The following is a 20,194-nucleotide window of genomic DNA, read 5'->3' as shown; positions in this document are numbered from 1 at the left end:
GGCCCGGAGGTGTAACGCGGCGAACGCCTGCCGCGCCGTAATACCGGATGTTGGAACTCATCCGTCCAGATGGGGTGCTTGTGGCGTTGCTGTCGTTTGGCGTGGCGCGGTCCGAACGGTCCGGCCGTGAACAGGAAGCGCGGGGTGAAGTGGATGACCTGGCCGCATCGGTGGTCGCGGCGCAGCGTGGGGACGAAACGGCGTTCGCGGCGCTGTACGTGGCGGTACAGCCCGGGCTGTTGCGCTACCTGCGGGCGCTGGTCGGCGACGATGCCGAGGATGTCGCTTCCGAGGCGTGGCTGCAGATTGCCCGCGACCTGCCCCGGCTGCGCGACACCGGCGGGTTTCGCGGCTGGTCGGCGTCGATCGCCCGGCATCGAGCCCTTGACCATCTGCGTCATCACCGCCGCCGACCGGCGGTGGCCACCCCGATCGAGGAGTTGGCGGAGCTACCCGCCGGCCAGCCCGACGTCGGTGACGAGGCCATCGCGGCAATCACCACCGATCAGGCCGTCGCGTTGATCGCCTCGCTGCCCCGCGACCAGGCCGAGGCGGTCATGCTCCGGGTCGTCATCGGCCTCGACGCCCAGAGCGCCGCCCAAGTGTTGGGCAAACGGCCCGGCGCGGTCCGGGTCGCGGCGCACCGCGGACTGCGTCGGCTTGCCGCGCTGCTCGACGAACGTCCACATGACTCTCGCCGGCCGGGTGTAACACCCGGCGCGGCGCCGGCGCCGAAGCAGGTGAGATGAGCATCCGCAGAACCCGCGTCAACGCCGCCACCTCCGAGCGCCTTCTCGCCGGTGACAGCGTCGATGACCAGCACCACCGCCTGGCCGCCGTACTCACCGCCTCGGCCGGCCCAGCCCTGCAGGCCGAGCTCACCGGTCTGCACCAGGCCGTGGCCGGGTTTCGGAGCGCTCAGCTGCAGCCCATCCCACTTCCTCGGAGACAATCTGTGGTCAAGACCGCACTGCTCAAACTACTCACCGTCAAGGCCGTCGTCGTCACCACGCTCGTGATCGGCGCGGGCGGGGTGGCTCTGGCCGCCACCACCGGCACGCTTCCCAACCCCTTGAGCAAGCACGCCGACCCCGCCGCGTCGGCCCGCAGCTCGCTCGGACCGGCTGGCTCCTCAGGGTCGCAACACGCGTCCGGCGCGAGCCCGTCGCCGTCGCTGGTCGGGCTCTGCCACGCCTACACGGCCGGCGCCGGCTCCGAGCACGGCAAGGCCCTCGAGAACCCGGCCTTCGCCACCCTGGTCACCGCCGCCGGCGGCAAGGACAACGTCGACGAGTACTGCGCCAAGCTGCTCGCCTCGGCGTCCGCCCAACCCAGCCCCCAGCGCAACGCCGAGTCCAGCGAACACCCGACCGGCACGCCGACGGACCACCCGACCGGCAAGCCCAGTGCTCACCAGACTGGCAAACCCAGCGAGCGACCCAGTCACTGACGCGCATGGCTGTGGGGGCGGGCCGGGTCCACGCCCCGCCCCCACCGGCTTCGCGAAACGCAGCTGGTCACGGCCAACGTGGAGGCGGTACCGGGGGCAGCCGCGGGGATCGATCGTGGCCGTGGAACACTCAGAGCGACCCTCACGATAGGTAGGTACGCATGCACGGCGATCAGTCAGCGACGGACCCGCTGCCGAAGATCGACACGTCGGTGCCGCATCCCGCCCGCCGCTATGACTACTGGCTTGGCGGCAAGGACAACTTCGCCGCCGATCGGGAGTCCGGCGACGCGGTCGCTGCCGCATTCCCGTCGATCAAGACTGCGATCCTTGAGAACCGTGCTTTCCTGCGCAGAGCGGTCACGTTCCTGGCTGCGGAGGTCGGCATCCGCCAGTTCTTCGACGTCGGCACGGGTATCCCCACGAGCCCCAACGTGCATGAACTCGCCCAGAGCATCACACCGGCCGCCCGGGTGGTTTACGTCGACAACGATCCGATCGTGCTCTCGCATGCACGGGCCCTGATGACCAGCGCCCCCGGGGGCGCCACCGCCTACATTGACGCTGACGTCCGCGACCCTGACAAGATCCTCGCCGATGCGGACCTGCGTCGCGTGCTGGACATGTCCGAGCCGGTCGCGCTGATGTTGGTCGCGCTCCTGCATTTCATCCCGGACGACGCCGACCCGCATGGCATCGTTGCCCGCCTGGTCGAGGCCGTGCCCTCCGGTAGCTACCTCGTCATGTCGCACGCCACCTACGACTACATGCCGCCCGAAGTCATCGCCCAACTCGACGCTGCGGACAGCGGCCCGATCACGTTCCACCCACGCAGCCGGGAGGACTTCGCACGGTTCTTCGATGGCCTGGAGATCCTGCCCCCAGGCATCGTGTCGGTCGCGGAATGGCGCGCCGACAACGAGCCCGGTACGCGTCCCACGGCAGCCGAGATCGCCTCCCATTGCGCCGTCGCGCGGAAACCCTGAACCTTCCGCCGTGCCGCGGTCGTACACGACCCGGCAGCTCGAACAGCCCGGCGGTCACGGCGTCACGCCGCGGTCGCGGCGGTCGCCCGCCCGGCCAGAACGGTGAGGACGTCGGTGTACGCGGCGGAGACCTCGATGTCGAGGACGAGGACGTCGCCGTCGGTTGCGGGTTGCGGAGTGATGGTGAAGGTGAAGAACGAGCAACATGCCGCCTCGCGGGCGGCGAGGTCACGCACCATCGACTCCAGGCCGGGCGGGCCGGTCAGCCACATCCGGGCGTGAGTCGCGCTCACTGCCTCGACGTCGCGGACGGCGCTGGTGAACAGCGCGTCGAACTCGGCGAGCCGCAACGGCTGTTCCGCGGTCGGCAAGGTACAGGCATCGGGAACTTCGAAGGTCATTGCAGGCTCCTTGCGCTGGCCCGGCAGGCACCGGACCGGCTCCTGTGCCTCGACGGTAAGCCTGTACCGGAGCACCGGTTGCAACCCTCAGCCTGAGCAGGATTCACACAATAGTACAGCGTCTACTTTATTCAGCACTGGCTGTACTGTTGTGGGGTGGAGACGTTGACGCACGGCCAGGTCCTGGCCCGGTTCGGCCACGCCTTGTCCGATCCGGTCCGCGCGCGGCTGCTGCTGGCCCTGCGTGAGGCGCCCGGGTATCCGGCCGAGCTGGCTGCAACGCTGGGTACGAGTCGGCAGAACCTGTCGAATCATCTGGCCTGTCTGCGTGGTTGCGGTCTTGTGGTGGCCGTGCCGGAGGGGCGCCGTGCCCGGTACGAGCTCGCCGATCCGCGCCTAGCGCATGCGCTGGGTGATCTGCTCGGGCTCGTGCTGGCCGTTGATCCGGCCGCGTGCCCGGTGGCGGAGCGGGACGGCTGCTGCTGATGGCCGGGCCACTGCCCCTCGCGCCCCCACCACCGGGACCCGCCCCGGCGCGGCGGGCGGTGCTTGCGCGCCGGGTCCGGCTGTTCGTCGCGGCGACGATCACCTACAACGTGGTCGAGGCGGTCGTCGCGATCAGCGCCGGCACCCGCGCGTCGTCGACGGCCCTGATCGGGTTCGGCCTGGACTCGGTGATCGAGGTGGCCTCGGCGGCCGCGGTGGCGTGGCAGTTCTCGGGCCCGGACCATGAGCGGCGGGAACGAGCCGCGTTGCGGATCATCGCCGGGTCGTTCTACGCCCTCGCGGCCTACGTCACCGTCGAGTCGGTTCGGGCGCTGCTGGGCGGTGACCGGGCCGGGCATTCCACGGTCGGGCTGGTCCTGGCCGCGGTGTCCCTGGCGGTGATGCCGCTGCTGTCGGCCGGGCAGCGCCGCGCCGGGCGGGAACTCAGGTCGGCGTCGGCGGTGGCGGACTCGAAGCAGACGCTGCTGTGCACCTACCTGTCCGCGGTACTGCTGGCCGGGCTGGCTGTGAACAGCGTGTTCGGGTGGTGGTGGGCCGACCCGGCCGCCGCCCTGGTCATCGCCGCGGTGGCGGTCAGGGAGGGCCGGGAGGCTTGGCGCGGCGACACCTGCTGCCGTCCGGCCACCACGCCGGACGCGGCGGCCGGGACCGGTGACGGCTGCGGCGACGACTGCTGTACCGCGACGGACTGAGCGCACGCCGGAGCCGCCCCAGGAGCCCGGCCAGCACCAGGTCGGCGACCTCGCCGACGCCGTCGACGCCGCGGCCCCGCAGCAAACTGCCCATCGTGCACCCGCGGGCGGCCGTTGGACAGCGTCCCGCCGGTCCGCGGCTGGTGGCGTCCGTCGGTGCCGGCCGGGGTGCCCGCTGGTCCTCATGCCGCGTCCGGGGTCCTGGTGCGGGCGAGGATGCCGACCGCGGCGAGGGCGCAGGCGGCAGCGGAGGTGAGCAGGACGGCGGGGTAGCCGGCGGTGCCGGCAACGGTGGCGGCGGCGAGCGGGGCGGTGGCTTTGGCGAGGGTGACGGGGGTGTTGAGGGTACCGGCGATGGTGGCGTAGCCGGTGGCGCCGTACCGCTCGGTGAGCAGGGCGGGCGCGGCGAGGGATGCGACGCCGAACCCGACGCCGAACGCGACGACGCCGATGATCGCGCCGGTGCGGGTGGCGGCGAGCCATGGCAGCGCCGCTGCGGCGCCGGCCTGGACGGCGAAGATCGCGGCGACCGCGGTGGTGAGGGGCAGCCGGCGGCGGGCGCCGGTGAGCAGCAGCCGGCCGGAAACCGACAGCACGCCGAGCAGCCCGGCGGTCGTTGCGGCGAAGGTGGCCGGGTGCCCGGCGTGGACGAGGAACCCGACGAGGTGGACGGTCATGGTGCTCATCGCGGCGCTGTGCGCGACGAACGCCCCGGCCAGGCACCAGAACCGCAGGTCGCGGCGGGCGGCCCGCACCGCCGCGACCCGGACCGCGGCATCCGCTGCGGCCGGATGCCGCTCGGCCGGGACGGGCGGCCGGCGCACGACGAGGGCGTGCAGCGGGAGGGCGACGGCCGCGTACACGGCGGCCAGGACGAGCAGCGTGCTGCGCCAGCCGTAGCGGTGTTCGAGCAGGCCGGTCAGCGGCATGAAGACAGTGGACGCGAACCCGGCCACCAGGATCATCGCCAGGATCGCCTTCGGCCGCCGCTCGGCGTCGAACCAGGCGACGATGACGGCGGTGGCGGCGTCGTACAGGGCCATCGCCATCGCCCCGCCAAGGGCGGCGAACACGGCGTAGAGCTGCCAGACGGCCTCGACGCGGGACCATGCGACGAGCAGCAGAGCGCCGGCGGCGGAGCCGGCGGTCATGAGGCCGCGGCCGCCGTGCCGGTCCAGCCACCGCCCGATCGGGATCGCGGCGGCGGCCCAGGCGAGGATCGCGGTGGTGAGGGCGCCGGTGACCGCGGCCGGGCTGGTGTGCAGGTCCGCGGCGATCGGGTGGAGGAGCACGGCGAAGGAGTAGTACAGGCAGCCGTACCCGGCGGTCTGGGTGACGGCGAACGCGGCGACGATCCGCCAGCCGTGGAAGACCGGTCGGCGGCCGCGAACCTGCTCGGTCGCGGCCGCCGGCGCCGTGGTGTCCATCCCGGGCGGTCAGCTGCAGCACGCGTCGCCGGACTGCTCCCCGCCGGCGACGGGCAGCAGGGCCAGCGGCGCGGCGAGCAGGCCGCCGCTGATCCCGGTGGCCAGGCCGCGCCCGGCCGGGGCGACGGGGGTAGGTCCGCAGCAGCCGCCGCCGGTGATGGTGTCCGCTTCGAGGGGTACGTCGCTGCTGCACACGCCGGTTTCGGGCAGGTCGAGCTGGACGTCGCGGGCGGCGGTCCAGTCGCCGGCGAGGGCGGCGACGACGGAGCGGGCCTGTTCGTAGCCGGTGGCGAGCAGGAACGTCGGGGCCCGGCCGTAGGACTTGACGCCGAGCGCATAGTAGCCGGGCTCGGGGTGGGTGAGCTCGTCGACGCCGTGCGGCGGGACGGTGCCGCAGGAGTGCTCGTTCGGGTCGATCAGCGGCGCGAGGGCGCGGGTGGCACCCAGGATCGGGTCGAGGTCCAGACGCAGCTCGCCGGCGAGGCTGTGGTCGGGCCGGAACCCGGTCGCCGACACGATCCGGTCCGCGGTGACCTCGCGGGCGCCGTCGGAGACGGCCACCCGGCCGTCCGAGGTGGCGGTGAGCGCCCGGACGGCGAAGCCGGTGACGAGCTCGATGGTGCCGGCCTCGACGTGCTCGCGCAGCCGGGTGCCGATCGCGCCGCGGGCCGGCAGCGCGTCGGCGATCTCCCCGCCGTACGTGCGGGCTGCGCTCCCCGAGCGGATCGCCCACACCACCGACGTGCCGGGCGCCTGACCGGCGAGCTCGGCCAGGAACAGCAGCGTGTTCGCGGCGGAGTGCCCGGCCCCGACGACCAGGGTTCGCCGGCCGGCGAACCGGTCCCGGTCGGCACCGAGCACGTCGGGCAGGGCGTGCTCGACGAACCCGGCGGCGGTGTTCTCGCCGTGGGCGGGGATGCCCGAGGCGCCGAGGACGTTCGGCATCCTCCAGGTGCCGGACGCGTCGATAACCGCCCGGGCCAGGACGTCGTCGCCGTTGTCGAGGCGGACGAGGAAGGGGGCGGTGTCGCGGCCGGCGGTGCGCAGCCGGTCGACGCCGAGCCGGGTGACGGCGGTGACGCGGGCGCTGTAGCGGACGTGCGGCTTCAGCGCGGGCACATCCGCGAGGGGCTGCAGGTAGTCGTCGGCGAGCTGGGCGCCGGTGGGCAGGACGTCCGGGTCGGGGTCGACCCAGCCCGCGTCGGTGAGGAGGCGGCGGGCGGCGGCGTCGATGTTGTACCGCCACGGCGAGAACAGCCGCACGTGCCCCCACTCGCGCACGGCGGCGGCGGGCCGGTCGCCGGCCTCGAGGACGGTGAACGGCAGGTTCCGCTCGGCGAGGTGGGCGGCGGCGGCCAGGCCGACCGGGCCGGCGCCGATGACGACGACGGGCAGGCCGTCGAGCTGGCTGGTCATATCGGGGATCTCCTCAACTGTCTTGAACAATGTCGAATCAGAAACGCGGACTGCGCCCACGTCGCGGTTTGCGGTGGGTCGTGCTAGCTGACGCGCGGGCTGCGGCGTTCGATGAACACCACGTCGCGCCACCGATTTCCCCGCGCGGCGTGGCGGGCGATGCGTTCGCGGACGCCGACGGTGCGGAACCCGGCAGCGTGGTGCAGGGCGAGGCTCGCGGTGTTCTCCGGGAACACTCCCGATTGGATGGTCCAGATCCCGGCGGCGTCGGTGGAGGCGACGAGCGCGTCGAGTAGCACCCGGCCGACCCCACGCCCCTGTGCGGCCGGGTCGACGTAGACGGAATGCTCCACCACGCCCGCGTACACGGCCCGAGTCGACACCCGGGAGACGGCGACCCAGCCGAGCACCTGACCGGCGGCATCGACGGCGACCAGGCGGTGCTCGGGCAGCTTCGCCGCGTCGAACGCCGTCCACTCGGGTGCGGCGTCCTCGAAGCTGGCGTTGCCGCCGTCGATCCCGGCCTGGTAGATGGCAAGGACGCGTTCGGCGTCCGCGGCGGTCATCGCGCGGACGGTGACGCCGGCCTTGTTCGTGGTGGTCGTCATCCGCAGCCACCGATCGGGGTAGGGGCGGGGCGGCCCATGACGACGTCCGCGGCGGACGGGAAACAGCCGATACATGCCTCGTTGATCCGATAATGCCGGGCGGTCCCGACCGCGTCGACGAGGACGAACCGGACCTCGGTGAGGACCTTCAGGTGCTGCGACACCGTCGACTGCGCCAAACCAACCGCCGAGACGAGTTCGCCGACGCTCATCGGCCGGCCCTGCCGCGCGAGGTACTCCACGATCTGCACCCGCGACGGGTCGGCAAGGGCGCGGAACCACGACGCGTACGTCTCCGCGGTCGCACGGTTGAGGAGCTCCGACACCATCCACCAACTTCATCGTCTATCGCCGATCTACGATGAAACTGTAGCCGGGTCGGCAGCGACGAGCAATCCCGTGGCCACCACGAGGCGGGCGACGGCGTCCACCGGTCGGGCCGGGGTGCTCATCCGCAGCAGCCCTGGCCGGCCGCGACCGCGTCGGCCTTCGCCGCGCTGCCGCAGCAGGAGCCCTCCGTACTCGCCTCGGCCGGCGTGCCGCAGCACGGGCTGCTTGCGGCGGCCGGCTCCGGCAGGGCGAGGGTGGCGGCGGGCGGGTTGCCGCAACAGCCGCCGGTCCCGGCGACGCTGAGCGCGGCAACCGGGTCGCCGTCGAACCCGCCGATCGACGCGGCGGCAGTGCTGGTGGTCGTGTTCTCGCTCATGATCGGTCTCCTCTGGATGGCTGAGCGTGGTGGTTCGAGGTCAACGAGGGCCGGCCGCGGCGCGGCGGTCAGCGCGGTCCGGTGAGGGCCGCGACATAAGTGCGGGTGCGCTCGATCCGGGCGGCGACCCGCTGCTCGGGCGTGGACACCGTGGCGCACCCGTCGCAGAACCGGACCTCGGCCCGCGACCGGGAGCGGCGCAGCGTACGGAACATGACGACCTCCTGAGCCGTGACGCCGAGACTGTCTCGACGTCCGTCTAATCAACAGTTGCACGCTGTTTCGAGATCTGTCAACCTAGAGGCATGTCGAAACAGTCGGGGCCGTTGACGCTCACGGACCTCAACGCGGGCGAGCCGTGCTGCCCGCCGATCGCGCAGCAGGCGTTGCCGCCGGAGACCGCCGCCGTCCTCGCGCCGGCGTTCAAGGCGCTCGGTGACCCGGTGCGGCTGCAGCTCATGTCGATGATCGCCTCCGCCGCCGGCGGCGAGATCTGCGTGTGCGATCTGACCCCGGCGTTCGAGCTGTCCGGCCCGACGATCTCGCACCACCTGCGCACGCTGCGCGAGGCGGGCCTGGTCGACGCGGACCGGCGCGGGACCTGGGTGTACTACCGCGCCCGCCCGGGCATCATGCACCAGCTCGCCGCGCTGCTGACCGTGCAGGAAGCCGCGGCACGGCCGTAGCATCGGCGGTATGAGCCCGTCGGCCACGAATCGGATCGGCGCCTACCTCGACGAGGTGACGGGCGCGCTGCCGGCGGGGCGCCGGGCCCGCGCGGCCATCCGCGCCGAAATGGCCGACAGCCTGGCCTGCGCGGATCGGCCGCGGCGACGTCCGCGGCGCCGGCCGGGTCCTGCTGGGCGCCGCGCCCGCCGGATGGGCGCTGCTCGCCGCGGCCACGGCGAGCGGCGTCCGGCTCATCGCGGCGGCGCCGGCCTGGCGGCGGGTGGTCCGGCTGCGCGCGGCCGCGAACTGACCCCGGCCGCGAACCGGCGCAGCGCCCGCCGGATCAGCACCGCGGCCACGACCGTGGGCAGCAGCCAGTACGTCAGATGCGGCAACGACCGCCACACCGGCAACTGCGGGCCGTTGTCGACGTAGAAGCCGGTCAGCAGGGCCGCGAACGAACCGCCCAGCCCGATCGCGTGCCGCACCGGCCAGCCCGGGCGGTGCCGTCGCCGCGCCCGCCACCCGAACCCGGCCAGCCCGGCCGCCACCATCCCGATCACCGCGAGGTGCACGTCGGCCGGCCAGCGGATCACGGCCAGCGCGACCGCGCTCGACGCGACCACCCCGAGCGCCCACAGGTATATCCGCCCCCACCGCGGATGCGTCCCGGGCCGCTTCCGCGCCAGGCAGGCGACCGTCGCCGTCACCACACCGGCCAGCCCGGCCGCGATGTGTACCACCAGCACGCCGACGAACAGCGGCCCGGCATCCGGAACCACCAACCCGAAGACCCGCATCGCCGCCTCCGTTCACCTAAGTAGCCGAGCTACATATAGCCAGGCTATGCTTCTTGACGCGAGGAGAATAGTTCAGCAATCATTGCCTCAATGAACGCCGAGCTTTCTTCCGTAGAGGTGCGGGCCCGGGTGCACGCCGCGCTCGGCGACCCCGCCCGCCTCGCGATCGTCGACACCCTCGTCCACGGCGACGCCTCGCCAGGCGAGATGGGCCACGCCCTCGGGCTGCCGACCAACCTGGTCGCACACCACGTCAAGGTGCTGCAGGACGCCGGCCTCGTCACCCGCATCCGCTCGGAGGGCGACCGCCGCCGCACCTATCTCCGCCTCGTCCCTGAGATCCTCGCCTCCCTCACCCCGCCCGGCCTCGGCGCCGCCGAGCGGGTGGTGTTCGTGTGCACCCACAACTCGGCCCGCTCGCAGCTGGCCGCCGCGCTATGGCGCCACCGCGTCGGCGGCCCGGTCGCCTCCGCCGGCACGCATCCGGCGCAGCGAGTCCACCCGCGGGCAGTCAAGGTCGCCCACCGCCACGGCCTCGCCCTCGACCCGGCCGGGACCGCGTACGTCACCGACGTCGTGCACGACGGGGACCTCGTCATCGCGGTCTGCGACAACGCCCACGAAGACCTCGCCGGCCCGGACGCGCCAGTGCACCCGCGGCTGCACTGGTCGGTCCCGGACCCGGTCCGGGTCGACACCGATGCGGCGTTCGAGGCCGCCTACACCGATCTCGCCGACCGGATCACCCGCCTGGCGCCCGCGGTCACCCCCGCTCAGTGCCGTCCGGAATGACCTTGGAGTCTTCGTCATGACCGAATCGCTTGCGCACTTCTACCACCCGGATCTATCCGTCGACCAGCAGCTCGCGCTGCGTACCGCCGCGAGCCGTCCCGCGCGGGAGGCCGACGGGACCTACGGCGCCGAGACGATCGAACGGCTCCTGCACACCAGCTACGACCAGTTCGCCGAACTGTCGAGCGTGCCGAACTTCCTGAACCTCGAGACAGGACTGCTACGTACGTGAACCCCACCCTGTGGCGGCGGCTGCTCGCCGAGTTCGTCGGCACCGCCCTGCTCGTCACCGCGGTCGTCGGCTCCGGCGTCATGGCCACCCGCCTCTCCGACGACATCGGCCTGCAACTCCTGGAAAACTCCGTCGCGACCGCGTTCGCGCTCGGCGCCCTCATCCTGACCTTCGGGCCCGTCTCCGGCGCGCACTTCAACCCGGTCGTGTCGGCCGCGGACTGGTTCCTCGGCCGCCGGACCGGCACCGGCCTGTCGGCCCGGGATCTCGGCGGCTATGTCGTCGCGCAAGTGGCCGGGGCGATCGGCGGCGCGGTCCTGGCGGACCTGATGTTCAAGCTGCCCGCCGTCGACTTCTCGGACAAGCACCGCACCGGCACCGACCTGTGGCTCGGCGAGGTCGTCGCCACCACCGGCCTGCTCCTGCTGATCTTCGCCCTGGCCCGCTCCGGCCGCGCCGCGGTCGCACCGGCCGCGGTCGGCGCGTACATCGGCGCCGCGTACTGGTTCACCTCGTCGACGTCGTTCGCGAACCCGGCGGTCACGATCGGCCGCGCGTTCACCGACACCTTCGCCGGGATCGCCCCCGCCTCGGTGCCCGGGTTCGTCGTCGCGCAGCTCGTCGGCCTCGCCGTCGGGGTCGGGCTGCTCCTCGCGCTCTATCCGTCCGTCGGCAGCGCCGCCGGTGACGTCGTCGTCGCCCACCCCGACGAGTCCGTCCGCTCCTGAACCGACCGCACTGCCGTTTCGGAGGAACCACCGCATGAGCACCAAACCCACCGTCCTGTTCGTATGCGTGCACAACGCCGGCCGGTCCCAGATGGCCGCCGGCTGGCTGCGCCACCTCGCCGGCGACACCGTCGAGGTCCGCTCCGCCGGCTCCGAACCGGCGAACCAGATCAACCCGGTCGCCGTCGAGGCGATGCGCGAGGTCGGCATCGACATCACCGCCAACACCCCGCGGAAACTCGACTACGAGACGGCCGAGTCCTCCGACGTGCTCATCACCATGGGCTGCGGCGACGTCTGCCCCGTATTCCCCGGCAAGCGCTACCTCGACTGGAAGCTCGAAGACCCGGCCGGGCAGGGCATCGACGCCGTCCGCCCGATCCGCGACGAGATCAAGCGCCGCGTCGAGCAGCTCATCACCGAGCTGCCCGTCACCACCGGCTGAGGACTCGCACCCGACGAACAGCGGTCGTGCCTGCCCACTACCGCGCTGCGTGCGAGCCGCCGCCACCACCTGGACACGCCACCACACCGGCTGACCCGGCGGCCTGGAACAATGCCCGCATGGCCCGAATCGTGTTCCTCAATGGCGCGTCCTCAGCCGGGAAGACCACGATCGGCAAGGCCGTCCAGGAGCTCGCCGACGACCCGTTCCTGCTGCTCGGCCTCGACACCTGCTTCGCGATGGTGCCGCCAAAGTGGGGTGGCGGCCGCGGCGGGCCGCTGAGCCGGGACGGGTTCGCCTACCGCGAGCTGCCCGAGGACGACGGCCACCCGATGCTCGCCATCACCTACGGCGACGTCGGCCGGCGGATGCTGGCCGGTTTCCGCCGCGCCGTGGTCGAGCTCGCCCGGGCCGGCAACCCGGTCATCGTCGACGAGGTGCTCCTCGACGACCGCGCCCGCGACGACTGGCTCGACGTCCTCACCCCATGGCAGCCGCTGCTCGTCGGCGTGTACTGCAGCGACGAGGAACTGGTCCGCCGGGAGCGGGCCCGTGGCAACCGGCCCGGCCTGGCCCTCTGGTCCGCCCGCCACGCCCACGCCGGCATGACCTACCACCTCAGGCTGGACACGACGAAAGCTGAGCCCGCCAGGCACGCGGCCCAGATCCTCGCCGCGCTGCCGTAGCCCGGCAGCGCCGTCGATCCGCCACGGGGCTGGACGGACCTGCGGGCCGAGCGCGCCGACACGCGGCCGCTGTTGCTGCTGTGTCTGGGCATCTTCGGGCTCGGCTGTGCGTGGACCGCGTTCTTCGCCGCCGGGCTCCCCGCGCCCCGCGTGCTCATGTGGGCCACCAGGCGCAGGTGCTGCGCCGGCAGGGGTACGAGCTGGGCCAGGGCTACCTCTACGCCCGCCCGCTGGCCGCGGAAGACCTCGCGGTGCGGCTGCAGCCGGCGCCCCAGCCGGCCTAACCGCCGACGGTCATCCGCAGCGCGAAGCCGTCGGGCGTGCGCTGCAGGCTCACGTGGTCGCAGACCTGGTGGGTGATCCACAGCCCGAAGCCGGCCGAGCGCTCGCTGGGCGCCGCCAGGAGGCCCGCGAACGGGTCCTTCGGGCCGGGGCCGGCGTCGTCGACGGTCACCACGACGCGCCCATCGGCGGCCCAGACCCGGACCCGCACCGGCGGGCGGCCGTACCGGTGCGCGTTCGCCACGATCTCGCTCACCGCGAGCGTGAGATCGTCGAGCTTCGCCGGGCCGACGCGGCCCTCGCCGACCGCGCGGACGATGCGGCGGGCCGCGTCGGGCGCCACGTCCGCCACGTCGGCGGCCGGGGCGTGGCGCTGCAGCGGGTCGGCGGCCTCGGGCCGGTTCTCCAGCAGGAACGTCTCCGGGCCGGTGTACTCCGCGTTGGCCGTGTGCCGCTCGCGCGGCCCGGCGGTCGTCGGGTGGGTGCGCCGCACGTCGGCGAGCACGGCGGCGGGCGTGGCCCGGGTGTCGTACGCGCACATGCTCCACAGCGGGTACTCGTCGTACGCGTAGTTGATCGCCGACTCGTACCGGGCCCACCAGTCCCAGGAGTCGCCGAGCTGCTCGCGGCCCAGCTCCCCCACGATGCGGATCTGCGCGGCGCCGGTGACCATGTGGTCGGCGAGCAGGGTGCGGTACGCGCGGATCGCCCCGGCCGGGCGGGCGTAGACGTCGCCGCCGGTCAGGAACGTCACCGGGCAACCGGGCGGGAGCGCGGCCGCGACCAGTGCCGCGTTGCGCTCGCCGAACGAGACAAGGGTCGGCTCGCCGGCCGCGACACCGCCGAGCAGGAACGGCACCACGACGGCGAGCAGGTGCTCGTCGGAGTCGTAGCACACCGCCTCGTGCACGTACCCGGACCGCCCGGCCCCGGCCCCCGTCCTCATCGCGCCGCCTCTACCCGAATTCGCGACAGCCGCAGCAGTTCGACCAGGTGCGTCGCGGTCGTCAGCGGGGTGCGCAGCACCGCGGTGGCGTCGTGCCGCTCCGCGTACCGCTGCAGGTGCAGCAGCGCACGGTGGTCGACGAAGCGCAGCCGGTGCGCGTCGAACACGATCTGTCCGTTCTCCGGTTGCGGTTGTACCCGGCCCAGCGCCGCCGGAAACAGCCGCTCGGCGTCGCCGTCGAGCTCGCCGCTGAGCAGGGCGGTCCCGGGCGAGCCGGGGTCGCCGCGCAGGGCGAAGCGCACGTCGCCGGCGTTGGTCGCCGGGTGCAGGCAGGCCAGCTCGCCGACGGCCCGGTCGCCGGCCTCCGGGCGGTACAGCGCGCACACGGCCCGCATCGGCGCGACGGCGATGTAGCGGTCGACCAGCGCCTCGTACCGCGCGAACGCGTCGAGCCCGGCCCCGGTGCGCACGAGCGCGGTGCAGTCGGCGAAGACGCGCAGGCCGGTGTGCCCGGCGGCGAGCGCGGCCTCGGTGGCGGCGGCGTACGCGGCGACCTGGGCGTGCGGGTCCACGGCGGCGCCGGCGGCGTAGGTGGAGTCGAGGGAGACGAACTCCGCGCCCGCAGGCAGCCATCCGGGGTCGCCGGGGCCGGCGAACCAGACCCGCTCCCCCGCCGCGATGCCGGCCGCCAGGTACGACCGGGCGTAGGCGCGCAGCTCCCGCCGGTCGTCGTACGTCCAGCAGATGTGCTGGTCCGCGGCCTCGGGGCGCACACCAGAAGCGTAGCCTCCGGCAAGTTTTGCGTGAACCGCCCGGCGACCGGGTAGCCGGGGCGCATGCGAATCGGACTCATCGGTGCGGGCCACGTCGGCTCGACGCTGGCGTACTTATGCTCCGAGGCGGGCGACGAGGTTCTCATCGCCAACCGTCACGGGCCGGACACTCTGCACGACCTGGAGGTGGAGCTGGGGCCGAAGGTGCACGCGGCGACGCCCGGCGAGGCGGCCCGCTTCGGCGACATCGTGGTGCTCGCGGTGCCGTTCGAGCAGTACCGGGACCTGCCCGCCGCGGAGCTGGCCGGCAAGACCGTGGTCGACGCGTGCAACTACTCCCGGCCGCGCGACGGCCGCTTCGCCGAGCTCGAGGACGGCCGGGTGACCAGCAGCGAGCTGGTGCAGTGGGAGCTGCCGGGCGCCCACGTGGTCAAGGCCTTCAACGCGATGCGCTGGGACCACCTGCGCTCCTACGGGCACTCGGCGGGGGCGAACCGCCGCTACGGCATCCCGGTGTCGGCCGACGACCAGGACGCCAAGTGGCGGGTCTTCGACCTGGTGGAGCAGCTCGGCTTCGAGCCGGTCGACGCGGGCGGGCTGGCCGACGGCGGGCGCAAGCACCAGCCGGGCACCACCGTGTACACCGCCGATCTCTGGGCCGACGACCTGCGCGACCGCATCGGCGTCGACTGATCACAGCGGCGGCAGCAGGCCCCGGGCGATGGCGGTGGTCACGGCGGCGGTGCGGTCCTTCACGCCGAGCTTGTCGAAGATCCGCATGACGTGGCTCTTCACGGTCGCCTCGCTGACGAACAGCTCGCGGCCGGTCTCCGGGTTGGACAGGCCGCGGGCGAGGCAGCGCAGCACGTCGAGCTCGCGGTTGGTCAGCTGCGGCAGGTCGCCGCGCCGGTGCCGCACGAGCCGGTCGGCGGCCGGGGCGGCGAGCGCGGTGCCGCCCCGGGCCGCGGTGCGCACGGCCGCGGTCAGCTCCTCGCGGCTGCAGCCCTTCAGCAGGTACCCGACCGCGCCCGCGGCCACCGCCCGCACCACGTCGCCGTCGGTGTCGTAGCTGGTCAGCACCAGGACGCGGGCGGTGCCTTCGGCGGTGATCCGCTCGATCGCGGCGATCCCGTCGAGGTCGGGCAGGCGCAGGTCCATGAGCACGACGTCCGGGCGCAGCGCCGCGGCGAGCCGCACCGCGTCCTGCCCGCGGCCGCAGTCGGCCGCCACGACCAGGTCGGGCTCGCGGTCGAGCACCGCACGCAGCCCCTCGCGCACGATGGGGTGGTCGTCGACCACGAGCAGCCGCACGGTGTTCACGCCGGCAGCTCCACGTCGACGGTGACGCCCGCGCCGGGGCTGCTCCGCACGGCCACCGAACCCCCCGCGGCCGTCACGCGCTCACGCAGCCCGGCGAGGCCGAAGCCGGTGTTCCGGGCGCCCGGGTCGAAGCCCCGCCCGTCGTCGCTGACCCGAAGACCCAGGAGCCCGCGGCTGTACCGGATGCAGACCTCCACCCGCGACGCCCCCGCGTGCCGGCGGACGTTCGCGAGCGCCTCCTGCCCGGCCCGCAGCGCGACGACCTCCAGCTCGGCGGGGAGCGGGCGCGGCTCGCCCTCGACGGTCAGCGTGGCCCCGCCCGGCAGGTCGGGCCCGAGCCGGTCGACGACCTGGCGCAGGGCGGCCGGCAGCGACGCGGCCCGCAGCCCGGGCGGGGTGGCGGCCTCGATCAGCGAACGGGCCTCGCCGAGGTTGTCGCGGGCGGTGTCGCGGGCTCGTTGCAGGTACACCCGCGCCTGCTCCGGCCCGTCGCCGAGCTCGGACTCCAGCGCGTCGAGCAGCAGCAGGACGCTCGTGAACCCCTGCGCGACGGTGTCGTGGATGTCGCGGGCCATCCGCGCCCGCTCGGCCAGGACCCCCGCCTCGCGACTGACCTCGGCGAGCTCGGCCCGGGTGGCGGCGAGCTCGGCGACGAGCCGGGCCCGGTGCGCGCTCTGGTCGATGATCCGTCCGATCCACAGCCCGACCCCGACCGCGAGGCGGTGCCACTCGTGCTGCCCCGGGTCGCTCATCGCACCAGCATCGCCGGGTTTCGCCGCGCGCACATCCAACGGTCGTTGGATGTGCCGGCCGCCCGGCGGCGGGAGCCTGGGCCCATGACTCCTCGCCTGACGATGAACATCATGCTGATCCTGTCCGTCTGCTACGGCGCCGCGGTGGCGATCGTGGCCGTGACCGACTCCGACGCGCTCGGCACCTTCGCGGTGATCGGCGCGATCGTCCTGGGCGCACTGTGGGCGGCGCGGTCGTTCCTCATCCGCGGCTCCCGCTGACGGTCGCCCGGTCTTTGCTCAGCCACGGCTCCCGCTGACGGTCGCCCGGTCTTTGCTCAGCCGCGGCTCTCATTGACGGTCGCCGTCGCCAGGATCCAGTCGGCGCCGTCCCGCTCGACCCGGCACTGCCACCCCAGCCCGGCGAGCCGGTCGCGCAGCGCCCGCGGGTCGACGAAGCGCTTCACGATCCGGAACGCGCGCCCGTCGTTGAGCCGCCGCTCGACCACCTCCGCGCCGACGAACGCCTCCTTGCCCTGCTCGTCCACGTGCTCGTCGACGAAGAGCACCCGGCCTTCGTCGGCGAGCAGCGACCGGACCAGCGCCCAGAACTCGTCGAACCGGTCCTCCGGCACGTGGGAGAGCCAGGCCGCGAAGAACACGACGTCGAAGCGCTCCTGCGGCCGGAACGCGAACAGGTCGGCGACCTCGAACGCGATGTCCCCGTCCCGCACCCGCGCCCGGGCGATCTCGATCGCCTCGGGCGCGGCGTCGACGGCGAGCACCGACCCGGCCTCGCGGGCGAGCGCCTCGGTCCACATCCCGGTGCCGCAGGCGAGCTCGAGCACGCGCCCCCGCGGCGCCATGGCCGCGACGAGCCGCGCGATGCGCCGCCGGGCCGCCTCGACGTCGCCGTAGGCGGTCACGTCGTACTCGCCCGCCCGGCTTCGGTAGTACCCCACCTGCTCGTCCAGCACATTGTCCGTCACCGCTCCATAGTGCCTCAACGCCGCATACTAGCGACGGCCATCTATGCCTGACAGGCTCCGCGGCATGCGATCCTCCCTTCTGCGCCGCGGTGTCGCCGCCGCCGCCGTCCTCGCCGCCGTCCTGGCCTCCGCCGCGCCCGCGCACGCCGCGACGGGCTGGGTCACCGTCGGCTCCGACCGCGCCCGCGCGCTCGACGAGAGCCAGGGCCTGACCGTCATCCGCCGCGGCACCGGCGTCGAGTACCGCTACACCGGCGTCGGCACCATCCCGCCCGACGTGGCCGCGCGCGGGTTCGACCACGTCGGCGACCCGGACTCGGTGGCCGGCTGGTACGTGGAGCCGTACCAGCGCGGCGACCAGAACGGCAAGATGTTCCGCGCCCAGTCACCGGGCGGGGCCTGGACCGAGTACCGCCACGCCCTCGCGGCCGGCGAGCAGTACAACAACTCGTGGGACGCGATCACCCCGGGCGGCGCGTGGATGCTGGCCGGCGAGTGGGGCACGATGGACCGCCTCCTCGGCTTCGCCACCCCCGGCCTCAACCCCGCCGCGGTGCCCGGCGCGAACCTGCCGCTCGCCTTCACCGTGCGCCTCGACCGCCCGGTGCGCGACGTGCAGGGCTGCGACTTCCTCTCCGCGACGGCCCTGCTGTGCTCGTCCGACGACCCCGACGGCACGCTGTTCGGCATCACCAAGCCGCTGCTGCGGATCGACCTGGCGCGCACCCCGGACGGCACGGACGTGACCGGCCGCGTGACCGCCCTGCGCCAGGCCCCCCTCGCCAGCGCCTGCTCGGGCGCGTTCGAGGTCGAGGGCGTCGACTACCAGGAGTCCGACGGCACCCTGCGCGTGATCGTCATGTCACCCAGCATCTGCGTCGTCTTCGACAGCAAGACCTGGCGCCTCAAGCAGGGCTGACCCGCGCACCGGCACCGGGGCCGGGCCGGCGACCCGGCCGGCGTGGACCACCGACAGCTGCTCCGGCCTGCAGATCCACCCAGTGATCCTGACTCAGGTCCTTTCCTGCCGGTCATGCCGGCCTGCGCCGGGCCCAGATTCCGTCTCGGCTCGACATGACCGGCAGGACAGGACCTAGCGACCGAGCTCCCGGCCGAGCACCGGCGCGAGGCGGTCCATGGTCGTGGACAGCCAGCCGGTGAGGTCGTCGGGCAGGGTGTCGTGCACCCAGACCAGGCGACTGGTGCCGTCGGGCTCCGGGAACACCTGCATCGAGGTGTTGTCGTGGGCGACCTCGTCGCCGACCCACGCGTATGCGATGCGCCGGGCCGGCTCGTCGCGGCCGACCAGGCGCTCGCGCACGACCGTGCCGTCGGCGAAGGTCAGCGCCCGCACGTCGGGCTCCACCAGGCTGCTCTCGCGCACGGCGCCGCCGGTCATGCGCACCGGCCCGCCCTCGAAGTCGCCGACGATCGCCCACACCGCATCCGCCGGGGCCCCGACGGCGATCTCACGCACTATCGATCCCATGATCCGCTCCGCTCTACTGGGTAGACAGGTCTGTCTAGTTACGAGGGCAGAGTAGACAGACCTGTCTGGTACAGTCAAGAGGTGACCCAGCCACCAGCGCGCGACCGCCTCATGGCGGTGGCGACGGCGCTGTTCTACGCCGAGGGCATCCACGCCGTGGGCATCGACCGCATCATCGCCGGGGCGGGCGTGGCCAAGGCGACCTTCTACCACCACTTCGCGAGCAAGGACGAGCTCGTCCGCGGGTATCTCGTGGAGGAGTACCAACGCCAGCGCAATGCCCTGGAGGCCGTGCACCGCGCCGCGGCCGGCCCGCGCGAGGCCCTGCTGGGCATCTTCGAGCTGCTCGTCGACAACGCCGCCCACCCGCGCTTCCGGGGCTGCCCGTTCACCAACGCCGCCGCCGAGTACCCGGACCCGGACCACCCGGTGCGCCGGACCATCGCCGACTACCGCAGCTGGAACCGCGGCCTGTTCCGCGACCTGCTGGCCGCGTCCGCCCACCCCGACCCGGACGGCACCGCGACGATCCTCATGGCGATCCGCGACGGCATCGTGGTCGGCGGCGCCCTGGACGACCCGGCGGCCCTGCCGCTGCAGGTGCGCGCGACCGTCACCCGGCTGACGGACCCGGGCCGGGCCGGGGCCGCGCCTATCGTTTGATCATGACCAGTCGCCTCGCCGCCATCGCCATCGACGCCATCGAGCCCCGCCCCGTCGCCGAGTTCTGGGCCGCGGTGCTCGGCTGGCAGATCGTCGAGGAGGAGCCGGACGTCCTCAGCCTCGCGCCCGCGGCCGGCGCCCTGCCCGGCATCGACGTGGTCCGGGTGCCCGAGCACAAGACGCTGAAGAACCGCCTGCACCTCGACCTGCGCGCCGACGGCGGCACCCAGCAGGAGGAGGCCGAGCGGGTCCTCGCCCTCGGCGCGCGGCGCGCCGACGTCGGCCAGGGCCCGGACGTGTCGTGGGTCGTCCTCGCCGATCCCGAGGGCAACGAGTTCTGCATCCTGTCCCGCTCAGTGCAGGACCTCGCCTGACCCACCGGGAAGCTGCCGCGCCGGCCGGCCCCGGCACCGGCAAGATCCTCAACCACCTGCACTGGACCGGCGACCCCGACCC

At 73.4% G+C, this 20,194-nt stretch carries 31 protein-coding genes; 17 read left to right on the top strand and 14 right to left on the bottom strand.

The window, feature by feature from the left end:
- The first annotated feature begins 47 nt into the window (after positions 1 to 47).
- The 3 genes from AB0B76_RS48865 (at position 48) to AB0B76_RS48855 (ending at position 2,436) form a co-directional block, all read left to right on the top strand.
- Entirely contained in the window at positions 48 to 749 is a 702-nt protein-coding gene (locus AB0B76_RS48865) for an RNA polymerase sigma factor (RefSeq protein WP_360389918.1), read from the top strand.
- Entirely contained in the window at positions 746 to 1,450 is a 705-nt protein-coding gene (locus AB0B76_RS48860) for a hypothetical protein (protein WP_360389915.1), read from the top strand. The genes AB0B76_RS48865 and AB0B76_RS48860 overlap by 4 nt, the downstream gene beginning before the upstream one ends.
- A 161-nt stretch (positions 1,451 to 1,611) precedes the next feature.
- Positions 1,612 to 2,436, top strand: coding sequence for an SAM-dependent methyltransferase (locus tag AB0B76_RS48855; RefSeq protein WP_360389912.1), 825 nt, complete (start codon positions 1,612 to 1,614; stop codon positions 2,434 to 2,436).
- A 62-nt stretch (positions 2,437 to 2,498) separates the two neighbouring features.
- On the opposite strand, the gene AB0B76_RS48850 is transcribed toward AB0B76_RS48855, so the two are convergent.
- Positions 2,499 to 2,837, bottom strand: coding sequence for a hypothetical protein (locus AB0B76_RS48850; RefSeq protein WP_360389910.1), 339 nt, complete (start codon positions 2,835 to 2,837; stop codon positions 2,499 to 2,501).
- Between the two features lie 156 nt (positions 2,838 to 2,993).
- Between AB0B76_RS48850 and AB0B76_RS48845 the strand changes: the two genes are divergently transcribed.
- Positions 2,994 to 3,323 (top strand): metalloregulator ArsR/SmtB family transcription factor, encoded by a 330-nt coding sequence (locus AB0B76_RS48845; protein ID WP_360389907.1) that lies wholly within the window; start codon positions 2,994 to 2,996, stop codon positions 3,321 to 3,323.
- Complete coding sequence (locus AB0B76_RS48840; protein WP_360389904.1) at positions 3,323 to 4,036, top strand: cation transporter; 714 nt, start codon at positions 3,323 to 3,325, stop codon at positions 4,034 to 4,036. Before AB0B76_RS48845 ends, AB0B76_RS48840 begins: the two co-directional genes overlap by 1 nt.
- Positions 4,037 to 4,218: 182 nt before the next feature.
- Here AB0B76_RS48840 and AB0B76_RS48835 read toward each other — a convergent pair whose 3' ends face one another.
- The 6 genes from AB0B76_RS48835 to AB0B76_RS48810 form a co-directional block, all read right to left on the bottom strand.
- On the bottom strand, positions 4,219 to 5,463 hold the full coding sequence (locus AB0B76_RS48835) for an MFS transporter (RefSeq protein ID WP_360389901.1): 1,245 nt from the start codon (positions 5,461 to 5,463) through the stop codon (positions 4,219 to 4,221).
- A gap of 9 nt (positions 5,464 to 5,472) precedes the next feature.
- Positions 5,473 to 6,879 (bottom strand): FAD-dependent oxidoreductase, encoded by a 1,407-nt coding sequence (locus AB0B76_RS48830; RefSeq protein ID WP_360389898.1) that lies wholly within the window; start codon positions 6,877 to 6,879, stop codon positions 5,473 to 5,475.
- An 83-nt stretch (positions 6,880 to 6,962) separates the two neighbouring features.
- A complete protein-coding gene (locus AB0B76_RS48825; RefSeq protein WP_360389895.1) occupies positions 6,963 to 7,487 on the bottom strand; it encodes an N-acetyltransferase family protein in 525 nt (174 codons plus the stop codon).
- Positions 7,484 to 7,816 carry a metalloregulator ArsR/SmtB family transcription factor gene (locus tag AB0B76_RS48820; protein ID WP_360389893.1) on the bottom strand — a complete coding sequence of 111 codons (333 nt, stop codon included), beginning with the start codon at positions 7,814 to 7,816 and terminating at the stop codon, positions 7,484 to 7,486. The genes AB0B76_RS48825 and AB0B76_RS48820 overlap by 4 nt, the downstream gene beginning before the upstream one ends.
- A 119-nt stretch (positions 7,817 to 7,935) precedes the next feature.
- Positions 7,936 to 8,193 (bottom strand): hypothetical protein, encoded by a 258-nt coding sequence (locus AB0B76_RS48815; RefSeq protein ID WP_360389890.1) that lies wholly within the window; start codon positions 8,191 to 8,193, stop codon positions 7,936 to 7,938.
- A gap of 68 nt (positions 8,194 to 8,261) precedes the next feature.
- Positions 8,262 to 8,408: a hypothetical protein gene (locus AB0B76_RS48810; protein ID WP_360389887.1), complete on the bottom strand. Its 147-nt coding sequence runs from the start codon at positions 8,406 to 8,408 to the stop codon at positions 8,262 to 8,264.
- Between the two features lie 90 nt (positions 8,409 to 8,498).
- On the opposite strand from AB0B76_RS48810, the gene AB0B76_RS48805 reads away from it, so the two are divergent.
- Complete coding sequence (locus AB0B76_RS48805; RefSeq protein ID WP_360389884.1) at positions 8,499 to 8,879, top strand: metalloregulator ArsR/SmtB family transcription factor; 381 nt, start codon at positions 8,499 to 8,501, stop codon at positions 8,877 to 8,879.
- A 234-nt stretch (positions 8,880 to 9,113) separates the two neighbouring features.
- Here AB0B76_RS48805 and AB0B76_RS48800 read toward each other — a convergent pair whose 3' ends face one another.
- Positions 9,114 to 9,662, bottom strand: a complete 549-nt coding sequence (locus tag AB0B76_RS48800; protein WP_360389881.1) for a hypothetical protein — start codon at positions 9,660 to 9,662, stop codon at positions 9,114 to 9,116.
- A gap of 90 nt (positions 9,663 to 9,752) precedes the next feature.
- Between AB0B76_RS48800 and AB0B76_RS48795 the strand changes: the two genes are divergently transcribed.
- From AB0B76_RS48795 to AB0B76_RS48770, 6 genes are all read left to right on the top strand, one after another.
- Entirely contained in the window at positions 9,753 to 10,454 is a 702-nt protein-coding gene (locus AB0B76_RS48795; protein WP_360389879.1) for a helix-turn-helix domain-containing protein, read from the top strand.
- A gap of 16 nt (positions 10,455 to 10,470) precedes the next feature.
- Positions 10,471 to 10,686 (top strand): hypothetical protein, encoded by a 216-nt coding sequence (locus AB0B76_RS48790; protein ID WP_360389876.1) that lies wholly within the window; start codon positions 10,471 to 10,473, stop codon positions 10,684 to 10,686.
- Entirely contained in the window at positions 10,683 to 11,414 is a 732-nt protein-coding gene (locus tag AB0B76_RS48785; protein ID WP_360389873.1) for an MIP/aquaporin family protein, read from the top strand. Before AB0B76_RS48790 ends, AB0B76_RS48785 begins: the two co-directional genes overlap by 4 nt.
- 34 nt (positions 11,415 to 11,448) lie before the next feature.
- The gene (locus AB0B76_RS48780; RefSeq protein WP_360389870.1) at positions 11,449 to 11,859 is read left to right on the top strand and encodes an arsenate reductase ArsC; all 411 of its coding nucleotides are present in this window, start codon (positions 11,449 to 11,451) and stop codon (positions 11,857 to 11,859) included.
- Positions 11,860 to 11,978: 119 nt separating this feature from the next.
- Positions 11,979 to 12,545, top strand: coding sequence for an AAA family ATPase (locus tag AB0B76_RS48775; protein WP_360389867.1), 567 nt, complete (start codon positions 11,979 to 11,981; stop codon positions 12,543 to 12,545).
- A 158-nt stretch (positions 12,546 to 12,703) separates the two neighbouring features.
- Positions 12,704 to 12,829 carry a hypothetical protein gene (locus tag AB0B76_RS48770; RefSeq protein WP_360389864.1) on the top strand — a complete coding sequence of 42 codons (126 nt, stop codon included), beginning with the start codon at positions 12,704 to 12,706 and terminating at the stop codon, positions 12,827 to 12,829.
- Here the strand turns inward: AB0B76_RS48770 and AB0B76_RS48765 are convergent.
- Together AB0B76_RS48765 and AB0B76_RS48760 are read right to left on the bottom strand one after the other, a co-directional pair.
- The gene (locus AB0B76_RS48765) at positions 12,826 to 13,773 is read right to left on the bottom strand and encodes a sensor histidine kinase (RefSeq protein ID WP_360389861.1); all 948 of its coding nucleotides are present in this window, start codon (positions 13,771 to 13,773) and stop codon (positions 12,826 to 12,828) included. The two genes, AB0B76_RS48770 and AB0B76_RS48765, sit on opposite strands and share 4 nt — an antisense overlap.
- Positions 13,770 to 14,546: an MEDS domain-containing protein gene (locus AB0B76_RS48760; protein WP_360389858.1), complete on the bottom strand. Its 777-nt coding sequence runs from the start codon at positions 14,544 to 14,546 to the stop codon at positions 13,770 to 13,772. Before AB0B76_RS48760 ends, AB0B76_RS48765 begins: the two co-directional genes overlap by 4 nt.
- Positions 14,547 to 14,609: 63 nt before the next feature.
- On the opposite strand from AB0B76_RS48760, the gene AB0B76_RS48755 reads away from it, so the two are divergent.
- On the top strand, positions 14,610 to 15,239 hold the full coding sequence (locus tag AB0B76_RS48755) for an NADPH-dependent F420 reductase (protein ID WP_360389856.1): 630 nt from the start codon (positions 14,610 to 14,612) through the stop codon (positions 15,237 to 15,239).
- Here AB0B76_RS48755 and AB0B76_RS48750 read toward each other — a convergent pair whose 3' ends face one another.
- A complete protein-coding gene (locus AB0B76_RS48750; RefSeq protein ID WP_360389853.1) occupies positions 15,240 to 15,866 on the bottom strand; it encodes a response regulator transcription factor in 627 nt (208 codons plus the stop codon).
- On the bottom strand, positions 15,863 to 16,618 hold the full coding sequence (locus AB0B76_RS48745) for a sensor histidine kinase (protein ID WP_360389850.1): 756 nt from the start codon (positions 16,616 to 16,618) through the stop codon (positions 15,863 to 15,865). The genes AB0B76_RS48750 and AB0B76_RS48745 overlap by 4 nt, the downstream gene beginning before the upstream one ends.
- 84 nt (positions 16,619 to 16,702) lie before the next feature.
- Between AB0B76_RS48745 and AB0B76_RS48740 the strand changes: the two genes are divergently transcribed.
- Complete coding sequence (locus AB0B76_RS48740; RefSeq protein WP_360389847.1) at positions 16,703 to 16,879, top strand: hypothetical protein; 177 nt, start codon at positions 16,703 to 16,705, stop codon at positions 16,877 to 16,879.
- 56 nt (positions 16,880 to 16,935) lie between these two features.
- Here AB0B76_RS48740 and AB0B76_RS48735 read toward each other — a convergent pair whose 3' ends face one another.
- Positions 16,936 to 17,586, bottom strand: a complete 651-nt coding sequence (locus tag AB0B76_RS48735) for a class I SAM-dependent methyltransferase (RefSeq protein WP_360389844.1) — start codon at positions 17,584 to 17,586, stop codon at positions 16,936 to 16,938.
- Between the two features lie 64 nt (positions 17,587 to 17,650).
- Between AB0B76_RS48735 and AB0B76_RS48730 the strand changes: the two genes are divergently transcribed.
- Positions 17,651 to 18,505 (top strand): hypothetical protein, encoded by an 855-nt coding sequence (locus AB0B76_RS48730; protein WP_360389841.1) that lies wholly within the window; start codon positions 17,651 to 17,653, stop codon positions 18,503 to 18,505.
- Between the two features lie 174 nt (positions 18,506 to 18,679).
- Here AB0B76_RS48730 and AB0B76_RS48725 read toward each other — a convergent pair whose 3' ends face one another.
- Positions 18,680 to 19,075 carry an SRPBCC family protein gene (locus AB0B76_RS48725; RefSeq protein ID WP_360389838.1) on the bottom strand — a complete coding sequence of 132 codons (396 nt, stop codon included), beginning with the start codon at positions 19,073 to 19,075 and terminating at the stop codon, positions 18,680 to 18,682.
- 81 nt (positions 19,076 to 19,156) lie between these two features.
- Between AB0B76_RS48725 and AB0B76_RS48720 the strand changes: the two genes are divergently transcribed.
- Both AB0B76_RS48720 and AB0B76_RS48715 read left to right on the top strand, forming a co-directional pair.
- On the top strand, positions 19,157 to 19,738 hold the full coding sequence (locus tag AB0B76_RS48720) for a TetR/AcrR family transcriptional regulator (protein WP_360389836.1): 582 nt from the start codon (positions 19,157 to 19,159) through the stop codon (positions 19,736 to 19,738).
- A gap of 2 nt (positions 19,739 to 19,740) precedes the next feature.
- Positions 19,741 to 20,112, top strand: coding sequence for a VOC family protein (locus tag AB0B76_RS48715; RefSeq protein WP_360389833.1), 372 nt, complete (start codon positions 19,741 to 19,743; stop codon positions 20,110 to 20,112).
- Positions 20,113 to 20,194: the final 82 nt, after the last annotated feature.

The organism is Dactylosporangium sp. NPDC049140, assembly GCF_040648435.1.
Note: the sequence above shows the minus strand (reverse complement) of the source record. Positions and strands in the feature narration are given on the sequence as shown.